Annotated in this window: 15 protein-coding genes and 1 other RNA gene; 7 read left to right on the top strand and 9 right to left on the bottom strand. The window is 63.0% G+C overall.

The annotated features are described in order from the left end of the window. Window positions 1-9: 9 nt before the first annotated feature. Window positions 10-1,506, bottom strand: coding sequence for a Do family serine endopeptidase (locus BM177_RS10980; RefSeq protein ID WP_244532262.1), 1,497 nt, complete (start codon window positions 1,504-1,506; stop codon window positions 10-12). A 275-nt stretch (window positions 1,507-1,781) separates the two neighbouring features. Then, window positions 1,782-3,194: a DUF2252 domain-containing protein gene (locus tag BM177_RS10975; RefSeq protein WP_091682157.1), complete on the bottom strand. Its 1,413-nt coding sequence runs from the start codon at window positions 3,192-3,194 to the stop codon at window positions 1,782-1,784. A gap of 218 nt (window positions 3,195-3,412) precedes the next feature. On the opposite strand from BM177_RS10975, the gene BM177_RS10970 reads away from it, so the two are divergent. After that, a complete protein-coding gene (locus tag BM177_RS10970) occupies window positions 3,413-4,123 on the top strand; it encodes an MgtC/SapB family protein (RefSeq protein WP_091682154.1) in 711 nt (236 codons plus the stop codon). A gap of 74 nt (window positions 4,124-4,197) precedes the next feature. On the opposite strand, the gene hflC is transcribed toward BM177_RS10970, so the two are convergent. The 7 genes from hflC to BM177_RS10935 form a co-directional block, all read right to left on the bottom strand. After that, window positions 4,198-5,124 (bottom strand): protease modulator HflC, encoded by a 927-nt coding sequence (gene hflC, locus BM177_RS10965; protein WP_091682152.1) that lies wholly within the window; start codon window positions 5,122-5,124, stop codon window positions 4,198-4,200. Continuing rightward, window positions 5,121-6,242 (bottom strand): FtsH protease activity modulator HflK, encoded by a 1,122-nt coding sequence (gene hflK / locus BM177_RS10960; protein WP_091682150.1) that lies wholly within the window; start codon window positions 6,240-6,242, stop codon window positions 5,121-5,123. The genes hflC and hflK overlap by 4 nt, the downstream gene beginning before the upstream one ends. 136 nt (window positions 6,243-6,378) lie before the next feature. Continuing rightward, complete coding sequence (locus tag BM177_RS10955; RefSeq protein WP_091682147.1) at window positions 6,379-6,906, bottom strand: dihydrofolate reductase; 528 nt, start codon at window positions 6,904-6,906, stop codon at window positions 6,379-6,381. Then, the gene (locus BM177_RS10950; protein ID WP_244532261.1) at window positions 6,903-7,397 is read right to left on the bottom strand and encodes a GNAT family N-acetyltransferase; all 495 of its coding nucleotides are present in this window, start codon (window positions 7,395-7,397) and stop codon (window positions 6,903-6,905) included. The genes BM177_RS10955 and BM177_RS10950 overlap by 4 nt, the downstream gene beginning before the upstream one ends. After that, window positions 7,394-8,263 carry a DMT family transporter gene (locus BM177_RS10945; RefSeq protein WP_244532260.1) on the bottom strand — a complete coding sequence of 290 codons (870 nt, stop codon included), beginning with the start codon at window positions 8,261-8,263 and terminating at the stop codon, window positions 7,394-7,396. The genes BM177_RS10950 and BM177_RS10945 overlap by 4 nt, the downstream gene beginning before the upstream one ends. A gap of 79 nt (window positions 8,264-8,342) precedes the next feature. After that, window positions 8,343-9,152, bottom strand: coding sequence for a thymidylate synthase (locus BM177_RS10940; protein ID WP_091682142.1), 810 nt, complete (start codon window positions 9,150-9,152; stop codon window positions 8,343-8,345). A 62-nt stretch (window positions 9,153-9,214) separates the two neighbouring features. After that, window positions 9,215-9,994, bottom strand: coding sequence for a CPBP family intramembrane glutamic endopeptidase (locus BM177_RS10935; RefSeq protein ID WP_091682141.1), 780 nt, complete (start codon window positions 9,992-9,994; stop codon window positions 9,215-9,217). A gap of 34 nt (window positions 9,995-10,028) precedes the next feature. Between BM177_RS10935 and ssrA the strand changes: the two genes are divergently transcribed. From ssrA to BM177_RS21015, 6 genes are all read left to right on the top strand, one after another. Continuing rightward, window positions 10,029-10,386: a transfer-messenger RNA gene (gene ssrA, locus BM177_RS10930) on the top strand. Window positions 10,387-10,535: 149 nt separating this feature from the next. Continuing rightward, a complete protein-coding gene (locus BM177_RS10925; protein ID WP_091682140.1) occupies window positions 10,536-11,144 on the top strand; it encodes an SspB family protein in 609 nt (202 codons plus the stop codon). Further along, window positions 11,144-11,383 (top strand): DUF4169 family protein, encoded by a 240-nt coding sequence (locus BM177_RS10920; RefSeq protein WP_091682139.1) that lies wholly within the window; start codon window positions 11,144-11,146, stop codon window positions 11,381-11,383. Before BM177_RS10925 ends, BM177_RS10920 begins: the two co-directional genes overlap by 1 nt. Next, window positions 11,334-11,675, top strand: a complete 342-nt coding sequence (locus BM177_RS10915; RefSeq protein WP_091682137.1) for a ribbon-helix-helix domain-containing protein — start codon at window positions 11,334-11,336, stop codon at window positions 11,673-11,675. Before BM177_RS10920 ends, BM177_RS10915 begins: the two co-directional genes overlap by 50 nt. Before the next feature lie 66 nt (window positions 11,676-11,741). Next, entirely contained in the window at window positions 11,742-14,123 is a 2,382-nt protein-coding gene (locus BM177_RS10910) for an ATP-dependent helicase (RefSeq protein WP_091682134.1), read from the top strand. A 251-nt stretch (window positions 14,124-14,374) separates the two neighbouring features. Next, window positions 14,375-14,524 carry a type II toxin-antitoxin system HicB family antitoxin gene (locus BM177_RS21015; protein ID WP_342028902.1) on the top strand — a complete coding sequence of 50 codons (150 nt, stop codon included), beginning with the start codon at window positions 14,375-14,377 and terminating at the stop codon, window positions 14,522-14,524. The last annotated feature ends 43 nt before the right edge of the window (window positions 14,525-14,567 follow it).

Below are 14,567 nucleotides of genomic sequence, written 5' to 3'. Positions count from 1 at the left end.
GGCCCCGGATCATTTCTCGGGCAAGGCGAGCGCCACGAATCGCACCTCTCCTTGTCCATTGGCGACGAGCAGCAGCGCCGATTTCTTGCCCGCGGTTTTGAGCGCCGCCATTTTCTTGGCGATTTCCGCAGGATCCTTGACCTGCTCCTGGTTGATCTCGACGATGACTTCGCCGGGCTGGATACGCTTTTCAGCGGCCGCCGAATCGGGATCGACCGCCGTCACGACGACGCCCGCGACGACGCTTGGCTTGATCGAGAATTTCTGACGCAGCTCCTCGGACAGGCCGGCGAACTCCATGCCCAGCGCCTTGCCCACCGGGCCCGCAACCTGGGTCTTCTCGGGCGGCCCGCCCTTCGTCGAAAGCGAAGCCTGCTTCTCGTTGTCCTCAAGGCGGCCCAGCCGGATCTTCTTGATGATCTCCTTGCCCTGGCGCAGGACGGTCACGTCGACATCCTTGCCGACCGGCGCCTGCGCGACAATCTTGGGGAGGTCACGCGATTCCTTGATCTCGACGCCGTCGAATTTGACGATGACGTCGCCGGTCTGAAGGCCCGCCGCCTTGGCCGGCCCCTTGTCGTCGGTTCCGGCGATGAGCGCGCCGCGCGCCGCGCCAAGGTTGAGGCTTTCGGCAATCGTGTCGTCGACATTCTGAATCCGCACGCCAAGCCAGCCGCGCCGCGTCTCGCCGAATTTCTGAAGTTGTTCGATGACGGGCATGACCGTCGCCGCAGGGGTCGCAAAGCCGATGCCGATCGAGCCTCCGGACGGAGAAAGGATCGCGGTGTTGATGCCGATCACCTCGCCCGCCATGTTGAACAGGGGCCCGCCGGAATTGCCCTTGTTGATCGCCGCGTCGGTCTGGAAATAATTATCGTACGGCCCGGAATCGATGTTCCGGTTGCGCGCTGAAATGATGCCCGCCGTCACGGTTCCGCCAAGGCCGAAGGGATTGCCGACGGCGACGACCCAATCGCCCACCCGCATGTTTTCGCTTGCGCCGAATTTCGCCGCCTTGAGCGGCTTGTCGGGTTTGACGCGCAGGACCGCCACATCCACTTTCGCGTCTTTTCCGATCACTTCAGCCTTCAGTTTCTGGCCGTCGGTGAAGATGACGGTGACCTCGTTCGCGTCCGCGATCACATGATTGTTGGTGATGACGATGCCGGACGGGTCGATGACAAACCCGGAGCCGAGCGAATTGGAGCGCCGTTCGTGCGGGCGCCCGGGCATATTGTCCCCCTGGCCGCCCTTGCCCCCTTTTCCGCCTTGCTGGTGACGCCGGAAGAATTCCTCGAAAAGATCATCGAACGGCGTCCCGGGCTCAACCTGAAGAGAATCCCCTCCGGCGCGTTTCTCGTCGATCGTCTGGGTCGCGGAGATATTGACGACGGTGTCGCTCACCGCGTCGGCGAGATCCGCGAGCGAATCAGGGCCCCGTGCGAAAGCGCCTGGCGCGCCGACGATCGCCAGCGCGGCCGCGACGAACGCCGCAAGCCCCAGCATGCAGCCGCTCCGACGCCCGGACCCCGGAGAGAAAGCAAGCGGCCTCGCGGCGACGCGGGATTTCGAGCAAGGACCAGACAATCTCATCTCCTTCAAAAAATATCGATCGCCCGCAAAAAAATAGATCGCCAGCCCAGACATTGATCGCGCCCTGCGGGCGAAGGACGGACGCGCCGCTCATCCGGTCGAGCGGCCCCTTTTAGGGCGGGAAGTCAATCTTTAGACCAAATCCCGCCGGGTTCAAAGCGGGCGTCGGTCGAGGCCTGACGCCTCGTTCAATGGCCTTGAGCGCCGCGTTCGAGCGTCCGCGTCGGCAATCCCGTCCTTGGGTCCAGCGCGGCGACCAAACACGCATGATCGTAATCGGTCTGCTTGGCGTAGGCCATTGCGAAGGCCGCGATGGCGTCGTCGAAAACCGCCGATTTTCCCATATATCCGGCGATGAGGGCCGGATCGCCGGTGCGGGCGTGGGCGCGCGCGAGGGTGCGTCCGCAGAGGTTGGCGTAGACGTCGAGCGCCTTGGCTTCGATGATTTCGCCGATTGAGCCAAGACGCCGGTTCTTGAGCTGGCGCACGTAGAAAAATCTGTTCGTTTTCTCGTCCAATGTCCAGCTGAGGAAAATATCGCTGGCCGCCTGCAGGGCGCGCTGCCCGTCGGCGACCCGGCTGCCCTGATTGACCCAACCGGCCGGGGGCGCTGCGATTTTTTCGAGGACCGAAGGCAACGCCTGCTTGACCTGCAGAAACAACGGCTCGGAATCTGCGGACATGAAGAGTCCGATCGCGCAGAATGTTCCGACGCTGCCGACCCCGACCACCTTCATCGCGACGTCGCGAAGGTCATAATGCTCCGCCAAGGCCCGCCGCTCGGGCAGGAGCGAATGACGGTAGATCGAAAACACGGTCCTCGCCTTGATGGTCTGATCTTTGTCCGCGCCGGCGGGAAAATGATAAATCAGCGGCGGACGGTTTTCGATCGAAGCGATTCCATTTTTGCTGGCCGCGAGATGAGGAAAGTTGTCGTCCGCGTCGAGATCTTTTTTCGCTTTGACGATGGTCGAGCGCAACTTGCCGCGAAGCTTGTCATCGCCGACAAGCTCAAGTTCGCGGTCGATCTCCATCCGCGTGTGCCAGATTTGAAGCGGTGATTTGGCGGCGAGTTCGAGAATGAATTCCCGGTAGGACTCCACCGCCGCCCGGGCGAGGCTTTTCGCCTTTCGGTCAGACCCTCCCGCGTCGCGCGCGGCGACGGCGACGCTTGCGGCGAGCCGCTTCACATCGACGGCGAAGTCGACGCCAGGGAGCGTTTCGTCGAAGTCGTTGATGTCGAAAAGAATTTGCGATTCGGGCGTGTTGAACACGCCAAAATTCAGAAGATGGCAATCGCCGCAGGCCTGAACATGGGCGCCTATCGAAGCCTGGCCCGAAAGGTCATGCGCCATCACCGCCGCCGCACCCCGCAGGAAAGTGAACGGGGATTTGGCCATGCGCTGGTAGCGGATCGGCAACAGTTCGGAGAGGCGCGCGCCGTCTGTTTCGGTCAAGATCGCGATCGGGTCGCGCGACTCGGCGGGCGGACATTGCGCATGAGACTCTCGGGCGACCCGCTGACGCAGTTTCCGGCCGAGGACGTAGCGCTCCTGGCGCGTCGCACGGGCTCCGGCGGCAGTGTTTGGCGGTTCGGTCATGGTCGCGCTCCCGATTGTCGCGAAAGTCTGATTCAGGCCGCCCTGCCCTCGAAGCTCGCGCCCACGGTTCGTCTGATCATCGGCCGGGGCGGAGACTAAGTGACTATACCGCTGACCGCTTCTTACGAATCTGTCATTCACGGAATTCGGTCATTCAATTGTCATGCGAGAGGCCTATCGGCCCAGTTCCTTCGATTTTGTAACCGAACCGGCCTCCCATGGCTTCATTCATCGACCCGTCCCTCGAGCGGGACGCTTTTAATCTTTTTGCGGCTGTCGTTCTTGGATCGGCCATTGGTTTTGAGCGCCAGTGGCGCCAGCGCCTCGCAGGATTGAGGACCAATACGCTGGTTTCGCTTGGCGCAGCGATCTATGTCGTTTTCGCCGGTCAGTTCACGGATGCGGCGCCGACCCGCGTCGCCGCTCAGGTGGTCTCCGGAATAGGTTTTCTGGGCGCCGGGGTTATTTTCAAGGAGGGCCTCAACGTTCGCGGATTGAACACGGCCGCGACCTTGTGGTGTTCGGGCGCCGTGGGGCTTTTGGCCGGCGCGGGACAGTGGGACCGCGGCGCGGTCGCCGTCGCGCTGGTGATTCTCGTGAACCTCGTTCTGAGGCCGATCGTCGGATTGATCAATCGTCAGCCGCTCGAAAGCGCGGAGGTTGAAAGTTTCTACGCCGTCACTGTCGTGTGCAAGGGCGTCTCGGAGGCCGATATCCGCGCGATGCTGGTCGACGGGTTCTGCGCCGGCTCGCTGCATCTTCGCGGCCTCGAGAGCGCCGACATCGAAGGCACCGATCGGGTCGAGGTGAGCGCGTCGCTCACAGCTGAACGACCACGCGAAATCGCGCTCGAAACCATCGTCGGCCAGATCAGTCTCGATAAAAACGTGACCGCCGCCCGATGGCGGGCGGTGAACAGCCTTGGATAGGTCAAGAGGCGCGCCGCCGATTTGACGGGGCAATTTTCCCCTCGCAAGGCGAGGCGGGCCGGGCGAGGGGCGCTTTATTGCGCCCCGGCTGGAGCGCCAGCGGATGAGCCGGCTGTTTTGGCGCCTTGTCCGGAAGGCGTGCCGAAAAAGCGGAAGAAATCCGATTTCGGACTGAGAACCATGCGGGTGTCGTTGCCCTTGAGGCCGGTCTCGTAGGCTTGCATGGAACGGTAGAAGGCGAAGAAATCAGGGTCTTTTCCATAGGCCTCGGCGAAGATCCGGTTCCGCTCCGCGTCGCCTTCGCCCCTCGTCTGATCCGCCTTGCGCTGCGCGTCGCCGCGCAACACGACCACGTCGCGGTCGGCCTTGGCGGTGATCGTCTGCGCCTGCTCCGAGCCCTGAGCGCGGAATTCCGCCGCCTCGCGGGCGCGCTCGGTCTGCATCCGGCTGAAAACCTTCTCCGAAATCTGCTTCGGCAGGTCGGCCCGGCGAATTCTCACGTCGGTCGCGACAATGCCGAGGCGAGAGCCCTCCTGATTGACCTGAGCGCGGATCTTGAGCATGAGCGCGGCGCGGTCGTCGCGCACGATTTGCGTGAGATTGGCCTCGCCGAGAACGCGCCGCACGGCCGAATTCAAAATGAAACCGAGCTGACTGTTCGCGCGCTGGATCGAGCCGACCGTCTGATAGAATTTCAGCGGATCGACGATCCGGTAGCGCAGAAATGAATCGACCTCGATCCGGGTGTTGTCGGAGGCCAGAACTTCCTGCTTGGGCGCTTCAAGATCAAGGATCCGATTGTCGAGGTAGACAACATTTTCGATGAAGGGGATCTTCATGTGTAGCCCCGGATCGGTGATCAGGCCGCGCCCGGACACCGGTTCGCCGAAGCGGAGCACGAGCGCCTGTTCGGTTTGCTGCACCGTGAACAAGGACAAGGAGGCGATGATCAACACAGCGATCAGGGCGGCGACGCCCGCCAGAATGGCTACGTTCTTCATTTGCGCGCTCCTTCCGGCTGCAAGGCGCCGAGGGGCAAATAAGGAACGACGCCCAGTCCTCCCGCGCCGCTTTGGTCGATGATGACCTTGTCCATGCCGCCCAATACGCGCTCCATGGTTTCGAGATAGATCCGCTGCCGCGTGACGTCGGGCGCCTTCTTGTACTGTTCGTAGATCTGGTTGAAGCGCGACGCCTGACCGGTAGCCTCGGCGACGGTCTGCAACCGGTAGCCCTCGGCTTCCTGAACCGTCGCGGCGGCCTTGCCGCGCGCCTCGGGAACGACCCGGTTGGCGTAGGCCTCGGCCTCGTTGCGCAGGCGGTTCTGGTCCTGCTGGGCCGCCGTCACGTCGCGGAAAGCCGCGATGACCTGCTCGGGTGGATCGACCGATTGCAATTGAACCTGAAGGACCAGAATTCCCGCTTTGTATTCGGTGAGAATTTTCTGCATCAGCTCCTGCACCGCGGGTTCTATGACCTTGCGCTCGGCGGTCAGGATCTTCTGGATCTGGCTGCGGCCGATCACCTCGCGCATGGCGCTTTCAGCCACGGCCTTCACCGTTTCGCGTTGGTTGGCGATGTTGAAGGCGTAATCTTCGGGATGCACAGGATCGATCTGCCAGATCACGACGAATTTGACGTCGGCGATGTTTTCATCGCCGGTCAGCATCAGGCTTTCTTCCGGCAGATCGGTCTGCAATTGCGCATTGGGCGTACGGGAATCCTGCCGCAACGCGAAGCCGATGTTGATCGCGTTGCGGTCGGTGACCTGAAGCTTTTGCACATCTCCGATCGGGAACGGCAGATTATAGTTCAGCCCGGGACCGGTCTTGCCGGTGTAGCGGCCGAATATCTTGTTCAAACCGACTTCGTTCGGCCCCACCGTGTAGAACCCGGAGACGAGCCAGAGGATGACGCCGACGAGGACCAGGGCGAGAAGACCCCGTCCGCCGAGCGAGGCTCCGCCACCGCCCGGCATCCACTGCTTGACCTTGTCCTGGCCGCGGCGGAGAAAATCCTCGAAATCCGGCGGCGGACCGCCGCTTGGCTTTTGGCCCCACGGGCCGCTTGGGCCGGGTTTCCATGAGCCGCCATTTCCGCCGTCATTAATCCAGGGCATGAATCTCTCTTCGCGATATGACTGAAGCGCGCCGGGCCAAGTGCAAGCGGCGCTCTGACGGCCCGCCTCCTTATATGGGAGCTATTTCTGCACGACAATGATCGCGGCTTCCGATCGCTTGCGGACGGGTTTCGATTCAGCGCCGGAGAAACTCGGCGAAGGTGAAGCTCGTTTCGTCCTTCGGGCCCTGCGCCGGCCGTATCCGGCTTTCCTCTATCCATTGCGACCAATCGATGATGGGAAACCGAACTCCGCCTTCGGGGGCAGCGTCGACAAAGGTCAGATACATGCGTTGAACGCGATCCATCAGCGCCTCGTAAAGAACGCCGCCGCCGGCGAGGATCATTTCGTCTGCGCCCATCGCCGCCGCCCGCGCCGCCGCCACGGAGAGAGCGGCGTCGAGATCGTGGACGACATGAACCGCCGAGGGAGCGTCGGCTTGCGGCGCTGAAAAAGCCGCGTCGCGGGTGACGATGATGGTTTCCCGACCGGGAAGGACCTGCCCGATCGACTGGAATGTCTTGCGTCCCATGATGAGAGGCTTGCCCATCGTAAGGGCGCGGAAGCGCTTGAGATCGCTCGACAAACGCCAGGGCATGGTATCGCCGTCGCCGATGACCCGGTTGCTGGCGACAGCGGCGACGAGAGCGAGCGGCGGACTCATGGCCGGACGGGACCGGCGACCGCATGGAGCGCCTCGCCCTCCATGCGGCATATCGTCCACTCGCTCATCAGCCGCGCGCCAAGCTTCCTGTAGAAGCCGATAGAGGGCTCATTCCAGTCGAGGACCGACCATTCGAGCCGCCCGAGATTTTCTTCGGCGCAGCGGCGCGCGGCGCGCGCGATGAGCGCGCGGCCGAGGCCCTGGCCGCGGAAATCGGGGCGCACGTAAAGATCCTCGATCCAGATCCCGCAGCGTCCGCGAAAGGTCGAGAAGGTGTAAAACCAGATCGCCATCCCGGCGGCCGTCCCCTGTTCCTCGGCGATGTCGCAGAAGACTTTTGGGCCCGGGCCAAACAGCGCGGCCTCGATCGCCTCCTGCGTCGCCTCGACGTCCTGCGACAGATGTTCGTATTCGGCGAGTTCGCGGATGAGGCCGAGGATCTGCGCGGTGTCGGCGCTGGCGGCTTCGCGAATGCGAGCGGGGGTTTTCACTTTCTGCGCTCGCGCCAGAAAATAAACAGGCCTGCGCCGACGATCATCGCTTCTCCGGTCCATGTGCGCGTTGAGGGAATAGCGGAAAAAATAATGACGCTGAACAGGCTCGCCCAGAGCAGCGCCGTATACCCGAAGGGCGCGACGACATTGGCGGGCGCAGCGTTGAACGCGCGGATCATGCAGAAATGGCTGACGACCCCGAGACTGCCGAGAAACAGCATCAAAGCGGCGTCCCTGGCGTTGGGGATGACGGCCGTGAACGGGAGCGACGTGCTGCAGACGGCGACGCCGACGATCGCCGTGTAGAACAGGGTCGTCAAGGGCGGGTCGCTCAGCCGCAGCATCCGCGTCGCGATCTGATAGGTTGCGCCCGACCAGGCTGACAGAAACGGGAACAGCATCGCGGGAGAAAATTCGATCCCTGTCGGATTGATGATCACCCAGACGCCTGTCAGTCCGGCGAGGACGCTCAGCCAGCCGCCAAGGCTGACTTTTTCGCCGAGCAGGAACACCGAAAGCGCGGTCACGAGCACAGGGGTGACCCAGACGACGGCGGAGACGTCGACCAGGGGCATGACTTGCAGGCCGAGCATGCCGAACAGGGTGGACCCCAGCGCGAGGCTCGATCGGAAAATCTGCAAGGCGGGGCGGCGCGTGCGCAGGAGATCCGGGTTACGCCAGGAGATCAGGGCGGTCATGACGACGAGATGCACGAAATACCGGGCCCAGGTGACCTCCATGGCGGGGTAGGTCGCGAGCAGGATGGCGGAGGTCGAATCCTGACAGGCGAACAAAAACGTGGTGACCAGCATCCAGTGGATCCCGGCGCGCGGCGAGGAGACTTCGTGCAGAGCGGCGGTCACAACGCCTCGATCTTTCAAAGGGGAAGCGCGGTGTGCGGAACGGGACGCGTTTTGCGCCGGACGGGTCATGAGCGGGCGTTCAAACGGCGATCGGCGCGCTGATGGAGGGATGCGGATCGTATCCTTCGAGGACGATATCCTCAAAGGTGAAATCGAAAATGGATTTGACCGCCGGATTGAGCGTGACCCGGGGAAGGGCGCGCGGCGCGCGGCTGAGCTGGAGCCGGGCCTGCTCGAAATGGTTCAGGTAAAGATGGGCGTCGCCGAAAGTATGCACGAAATCACCCGGCGTCAGCCCCGTGACCTGAGCGACCATCCGGGTCAATAGCGCGTAGCTTGCGATGTTGAACGGCGCGCCAAGAAACGCGTCGGCGGATCTTTGATAGAGCTGACAGGAGAGCCTCCTCACCCCGTCGGCTCCCTCCGCGACATGAAACTGAAACAGGCAATGGCAGGGGGCGAGGGCCATCTTTGGAATGTCCGCCGGGTTCCAGGCCGAGACGATCAGACGGCGCGAGAATGGATTGTGTATTATTTCATTGATCACGTCTGAAATCTGGTCGATGGCGCGTCCGTCCGGGGTCTGCCAGGAGCGCCATTGCTTGCCGTAAACGGGCCCAAGCTCGCCCTGCTCGTTGGCCCATTCGTCCCAGATCGTCACGCCATGCGATTTCAAATAGGCGATATTGGCGTCGCCGCGCAAAAACCAGAGAAGCTCGTGCACGATGGATTTCCAATGCAGCTTCTTGGTGGTGACGAGCGGGAAGCCTTCGGCAAGATCGAAACGCATCTGATAGCCGAAAATCGAGCGCGTGCCGGTTCCGGTCCGGTCGGGCTTGGCGTCGCCGCCGCCGATGATGTTCGCGATAAGATCGAGATAGGGGCGCATGGGGCCTTTGGGATTTGCGGCGGCGTTGCTGACGGAGCTTCGGGATCAGCCTGTATCCAAGATCAGCCTGTATCAAGGAAACCCAGGACGCACGCGACCAAATTATTGAAGGCGTGAAATGCGATTGTGGACTTGATGGTCCCGGTGACTTCGCGGATCGCGCCGAGGGCGAGGCCGATGGGGAACACCGCGAGGGCGTAGAGATGCGTCGCCTCGTAATGCATCCCGGCGAAAACGGCCGAGCTGACGAGGAGCGCGCTGACGAAGCCGAAATCCTGTCGCAGCCGCGTGAAGATCCAGCCGCGAAACACAAGTTCCTCGACGACCGGCGCGAATATCACCGCGAGAATGGCGATCGCCGCCGCCTGAGCCGGATCGTCTGGCATTTTCAGCCAGGCGCCCGCTCTGGGATCAATATAATTGAACGCGACATCGGCGGCGAAACTATAGAGAAGGGCGCAGGCGCAAATGATCCAAAAGGCGCGCCGGCGTTCGAGGAATCGCCAGGGACGCCAGGCGATGGGTCGCCGCCATTCGGATCCGGCGCGCAAGCGGGCGAGGATCAGCACCGCGGCGCCGACGGCCGAATAGATCAGGAAGGACGAGACGAGGCCCGCAGCCGCCAGGGCTCCAGGGGGCGATCCCGTTCGCACGGCGTGGACCATCGCGGACAGGGCGGCGCCCAGCGCGTTTCTGGGGAGGAAAAATGCGAGGGCGAACACAAAGGCCGCGGCGATCGTGCAGACCAGCGTCGCCAGAACCGCAATCGAGGCGAGGCTGAGAACGAGTCCGAACAGGCTGTAAAGCTTTGTAATCAGGCGTTGTTTTGTCGTCGTGTCCAAACTGGGCTCCGGCTTCGGGGGGGCGCGCGGCTTTCGCCTTTGTAAAGTTGTCCGCAATGCTTATATTGATTTTGCCGCCTCGGCGGCTACGGCGATAAACGGCTTCGAAATAAGCTCTTCGGACCCGGGGGCGGTACCCGGCGCCTCCACCAAAGCCCGCTTAGCGGCGAAGCGGGTTTCGGCGGGGGCGAAATAGGTTCGACGGGGAGTGTAAAGGATGTCCTTTCGCTCGGCATGGTTCCGCCGTCATCGGGCCGATCTTATAGTTGCCAATGACAACTATGCTCCGGTGGCCGTTGCCGCGTAATGCGGTAATAGTACCGAAATTGAAGCCCTTGGGGGTTGCACTCTAAGGCGGGGTTCGGAGGCACCTGGCAACAGAAGCCTCCACTTTCGCTAGAGCCGGATAAATTTTACGCGTCGGGCGATCCCGTAGGTGTGAATCGTCTTATGGCGTCATGCTCTAAGTCGTGATCATGCTCTAGAGTCGTGGTAAAGCCTGCGATACGATAGAATGTTGGAACTCACTTGGGCGGGCTGTATGGCGACGGATTTGATTCGCTACGATGTTCTGGTTCAGGAAGCCTTGCGCGGAGTGGTGCGCAAGGCGCTCGGCGACGCAGCGCGCGACGGCCTTCCCGGCGAACATCATTTTTACATTACGTTCCGGACGCATGCGCGCGGCGTGCGGCTCTCGGCGCGCATGCGCGAGCGCTATCCGGACGAAATGACGATCATCCTCCAGCATCAGTTCTGGGGTTTGAGCGTGACGGAACACGCCTTCGAGGTAGGCCTGTCGTTTCAGAACACGCCCGAAATGCTGCTCATACCCTTTGACGCGGTGACCCGTTTTTCTGACCCGGCCGTCGAGTTCGACCTGAAGTTCGAGCTTGAGGACGAAGCCGCCGAAACCGGCGCGAATGACGCCGGATCGCCGCGCGGCGGGAAGGCGGGCGGCCCGGAACTGGCGCCGGTCCTGACCGCGGTCAGGACGCTGGCGTCGGCCGATGCTCAAACGTCGAAGCCGGCGGGCGCCGGCGGCGGCGATCGAAGCCAGGAGTTTGGACCAGAGCTTCCCGAAGGCGAAGGCGCGCCTGAGCCGGGCGAGGCGAAGGTCGTCTCCATCGACGCGTTCCGGAAAAAGCCCTGATGGGCGAGATCGTCAACCTCCGCCGGGCCCGCAAGGGCAAGGCGCGCGAGGAAGCCGCCAGCCTCGCCGCCGCCAACAGAAGGAAATTTGGCGCGACCCTGGCCGAGCGGGACGGGACGCGCGCGGGACTGGAATTGGCGGCCCGCCGGCTTGACGCTCATCGACGCGAGGCGGGGGCGGACTCGGTGGATGCTGAAATCGGCGCCGGGCCGCCAGGTCATCGTGGCGACGGAGAGTGACGTCAGCGGGCGAAAATCGTCCGCGAACGTCAAGCATTCGCTCAGCGTTGCCGGACACCGGACCAGCATCACTCTGGAACAGGCGTTCTGGGACGGTCTTCGCGCTATCGCGAGGCGCCGGGGCGAGCCGGTCGCGAGCCTCGTCGCCCGGATTGACGCCGATCGCGGCGGGGCGAACCTTTCGTCGGCGATACGGGTTTTTGTCCTGAACGCGACGGCGGCTGCGTCCCGCGACGGGGCCGCGAATGAGCCAGGGTCTGGCGTCAGCGAAGCTTCGTTCGAGGGCCTATAGCCGAGTCTGACGCATTAGGCGCATAATGCAACCCGATTCGCCGCCGCGCCGCAGGAGCCGGGCAGTTTGACCGATCCCTTTTTCATTGACGATCTCGATGCGGACCAAGGCGCGCATTCCCCCCGTCCGGGCGGAATCGCCGCCCGCGCCCGGGCCGCCGCTGGCGGTCCGCGCTACCTCGACGGCCTGAACCCGGAACAGCGCGAGGCGATCGAGGCGATGGACGGGCCGGTGCTGGTGCTCGCCGGCGCCGGGACGGGCAAGACCCGCGTCCTCACCACCAAGATCGCGCATCTGATCGCGCAGGGACGCGCCCGGGCGCATGAAATTCTCGCCGTGACCTTCACCAATAAGGCCGCGCGCGAAATGAAGGAGCGGGTGGCGCTGCTTGCCGGTCCCGTCGCCGAAGGCATGCCCTGGCTCGGCACCTTTCACGCGATCTCGACCAAGATCCTGCGCCGTCACGCCGAACTCGTCGGCCTGAAGTCGAGCTTCACCATTCTCGATACCGACGACCAGATCCGCCTGATGAAACAGGTCCTGCAAGCCGAGAACATCGACGACAAGCGCTGGCCCGCCCGCGCGCTCGCGTTTCAGATCGACGCCTGGAAAAACCGCGGGCTCGACCCGGCTCATGTTCCGGCGGGCGAGGCGGGCGCCTTCGCCAACGGCAAGGGCGGCCAGCTCTATGCGCTGTACCAGGAGCGGCTCAAAATTCTGAACGCCGCCGATTTCGGCGATCTTCTGCTCGAATGTCTGCGGCTCTTCAAGGAAAACCCGGACGTTCTCGCCCAATATCAGAGCCGTTTCCGCTATATGCTCGTCGACGAATACCAGGACACCAATATCGTCCAGTATCTGTGGCTGCGGCTGTTGGCCCAGGGCCGGCACAACGTCTGCTGCGTCGGCGATGACGATCAATCGATCTATGGCTGGCGCGGCGCCGAGGTCGACAACATTTTGCGCTTCGAGGCCGATTTTCCCGGCGCGAAAGTCATCCGGCTCGAACGTAATTACCGCTCGACCGGCCATATCCTCGCGGTCGCCGCCTCGCTCATCGCGCATAACGAGGGCCGGCTCGGCAAGACCCTCTTCACCGACGGCGAACTCGGCGCGAAGCCGACTGTCGCCGGCGTCTGGGACAGTGAGGAGGAGGCCCGTTCCGTCGGCGAGGAGATCGAACAATTGCAGCGCAAGGGCCATGCGCTGGACGAGGTTGCGATTCTCGTGCGGGCGTCCTTCCAGATGCGCGAGTTCGAGGAGCGGTTCATTACGCTCGGCCTGCCGTACCGGGTCATCGGCGGCCCGCGCTTCTACGAGCGCGCCGAAATCCGCGACGCGCTCGCCTATCTGCGCTGCGCCGCGCAGCCCGCCGACGATCTCGCCTTCGAGCGCATCTTCAACCTGCCGAAGCGCGGCCTTGGGGACGCCACCCTGCAATTGCTGCACGACTGCGCGCGCCGCCAGCGCATCCCCCTGATGCAGGCCGCCGCCGCCATGGTCGAGACCGAGGAGCTGAAGCCCAAACAGCGCCAGACCCTGCGCGGCCTCCTCAGTGATTTCTCGCGCTGGTCGTCCCTGATCGACTCGAAGCCGCAAGGCGAGCTCGCCGAGATGATTCTGGAGGAATCCGGCTATACCGACCTCTGGCGCAAGGACCGCACCGCCGAGGCGGCGGGACGGCTTGAAAACCTGAAAGAGCTGGTCCGCTCGATGGAGGAGTTTCCCGACCTCGGCGCGTTTCTGGAACATATTTCGCTGGTGATGGAGGCGGCCGGCGTAGATGGCGGCCCGCGCGTCTCGATCATGACCCTCCACGCCGCCAAGGGTCTCGAATTCGAGACCGTTTTTCTGCCCGGCTGGGAGGAGGGGCTGTTTCCGCATCAGCGCTCGCTCGACGAGTCGGGCAGGGCAGGGCTGGAGGAAGAGCGTCGCCTCGCCTATGTCGGCGTCACCCGCGCGAAGCGCCGCGCCAAAATCTATTTCGCCACCAACAGGCGGATCCACGGCCTGTGGCAGACGACGATCCCCTCGCGCTTCCTCGACGAGCTTCCCGCCGATCATGTGGAGGTCGTCGAGGCGGCCTCGGGCGCGGCCTATGGCGGCTATGCGCAATCGCGATTCGCCAATATGGACACTTATGGTTCGTCCTACGCGACGCCCGGCTGGCAGCGCGCGAGGCGGCGCGCGGAGGAATCGAAGCACGAGGCGCAAGGGCGGGGGCAGCAGGGAAAAACCTACCAGCAGAACCGTCGCGGGCCGTTGCAGATCGAGGGCGAACTCATCGCCAAATCCAGCACGGCGTCGGGGTTTGTGAAGGGCGCGCGGGTGTTCCACCAGAAGTTCGGCAACGGCACGGTCGCAGGCGTCGACGGCAACAAGCTGACGGTGGATTTCGACAAGGCGGGACGCAAGCTGGTGCTGGAGAGTTTTGTGCAGGCGGGGTAGGGCCTTTAGAGCATATTCCAATCGGATTAAATCAATCCCATCGACAAGAATATGCTCAAGCTTGTGACTCTGGAGCGATTTCTGATCGATCGCATGACTTCATGCGATCGGAAAGCGCTCTAGATCTTACCTTGATGCGGCGACCGCCAGCGCGATGTTATGAGGTCTGTCCAAACTTTGGGCGCTCGGAGATTTCCGATGAAACTCAAAGGGTGCTGCCGGGCTGTAAACTGGTCCAAAGATTGACCCTTATGGCCTACTACATCGCTATCGTCGAAGAGGAAGAGGACAAGGCCGTGGGCGTTTGGTTTCCGGATTTGCCCGGCTGTCTTTCCGCAGGAGATACGCTGGACGAGGCAATGCTCAACGCCGCTGAAGCCCTCGAACTACTGACGCGATGATTGAGGCCGGCGAAATTATCCCATCGCCTCGAAGTTTGATCGA

Source organism: Methylocapsa palsarum, from assembly GCF_900114285.1.
Taxonomy (GTDB): domain Bacteria; phylum Pseudomonadota; class Alphaproteobacteria; order Rhizobiales; family Beijerinckiaceae; genus Methylocapsa; species Methylocapsa palsarum.
Note: the sequence above shows the minus strand (reverse complement) of the source record. Positions and strands in the feature narration are given on the sequence as shown.

Bases quoted from the DNA above. Each gene is read 5' to 3' on its own strand.
- BM177_RS10980 (WP_244532262.1), bottom strand. From the start codon at position 1,506: ATGCTGGGGCTTGCGGCGTTCGTCGCGGCCGCGCTGGCGATCGTCGGC.
- BM177_RS10975 (WP_091682157.1), bottom strand. From the start codon at position 3,194: ATGACCGAACCGCCAAACACTGCCGCCGGAGCCCGTGCGACGCGCCAG.
- BM177_RS10970 (WP_091682154.1), top strand. From the start codon at position 3,413: ATGGCTTCATTCATCGACCCGTCCCTCGAGCGGGACGCTTTTAATCTT.
- hflC (WP_091682152.1), bottom strand. From the start codon at position 5,124: ATGAAGAACGTAGCCATTCTGGCGGGCGTCGCCGCCCTGATCGCTGTG.
- hflK (WP_091682150.1), bottom strand. From the start codon at position 6,242: ATGCCCTGGATTAATGACGGCGGAAATGGCGGCTCATGGAAACCCGGC.
- BM177_RS10955 (WP_091682147.1), bottom strand. From the start codon at position 6,906: ATGAGTCCGCCGCTCGCTCTCGTCGCCGCTGTCGCCAGCAACCGGGTC.
- BM177_RS10940 (WP_091682142.1), bottom strand. From the start codon at position 9,152: ATGCGCCCCTATCTCGATCTTATCGCGAACATCATCGGCGGCGGCGAC.
- BM177_RS10925 (WP_091682140.1), top strand. From the start codon at position 10,536: ATGGCGACGGATTTGATTCGCTACGATGTTCTGGTTCAGGAAGCCTTG.
- BM177_RS10920 (WP_091682139.1), top strand. From the start codon at position 11,144: ATGGGCGAGATCGTCAACCTCCGCCGGGCCCGCAAGGGCAAGGCGCGC.
- BM177_RS10915 (WP_091682137.1), top strand. From the start codon at position 11,334: ATGCTGAAATCGGCGCCGGGCCGCCAGGTCATCGTGGCGACGGAGAGT.
- BM177_RS21015 (WP_342028902.1), top strand. From the start codon at position 14,375: ATGGCCTACTACATCGCTATCGTCGAAGAGGAAGAGGACAAGGCCGTG.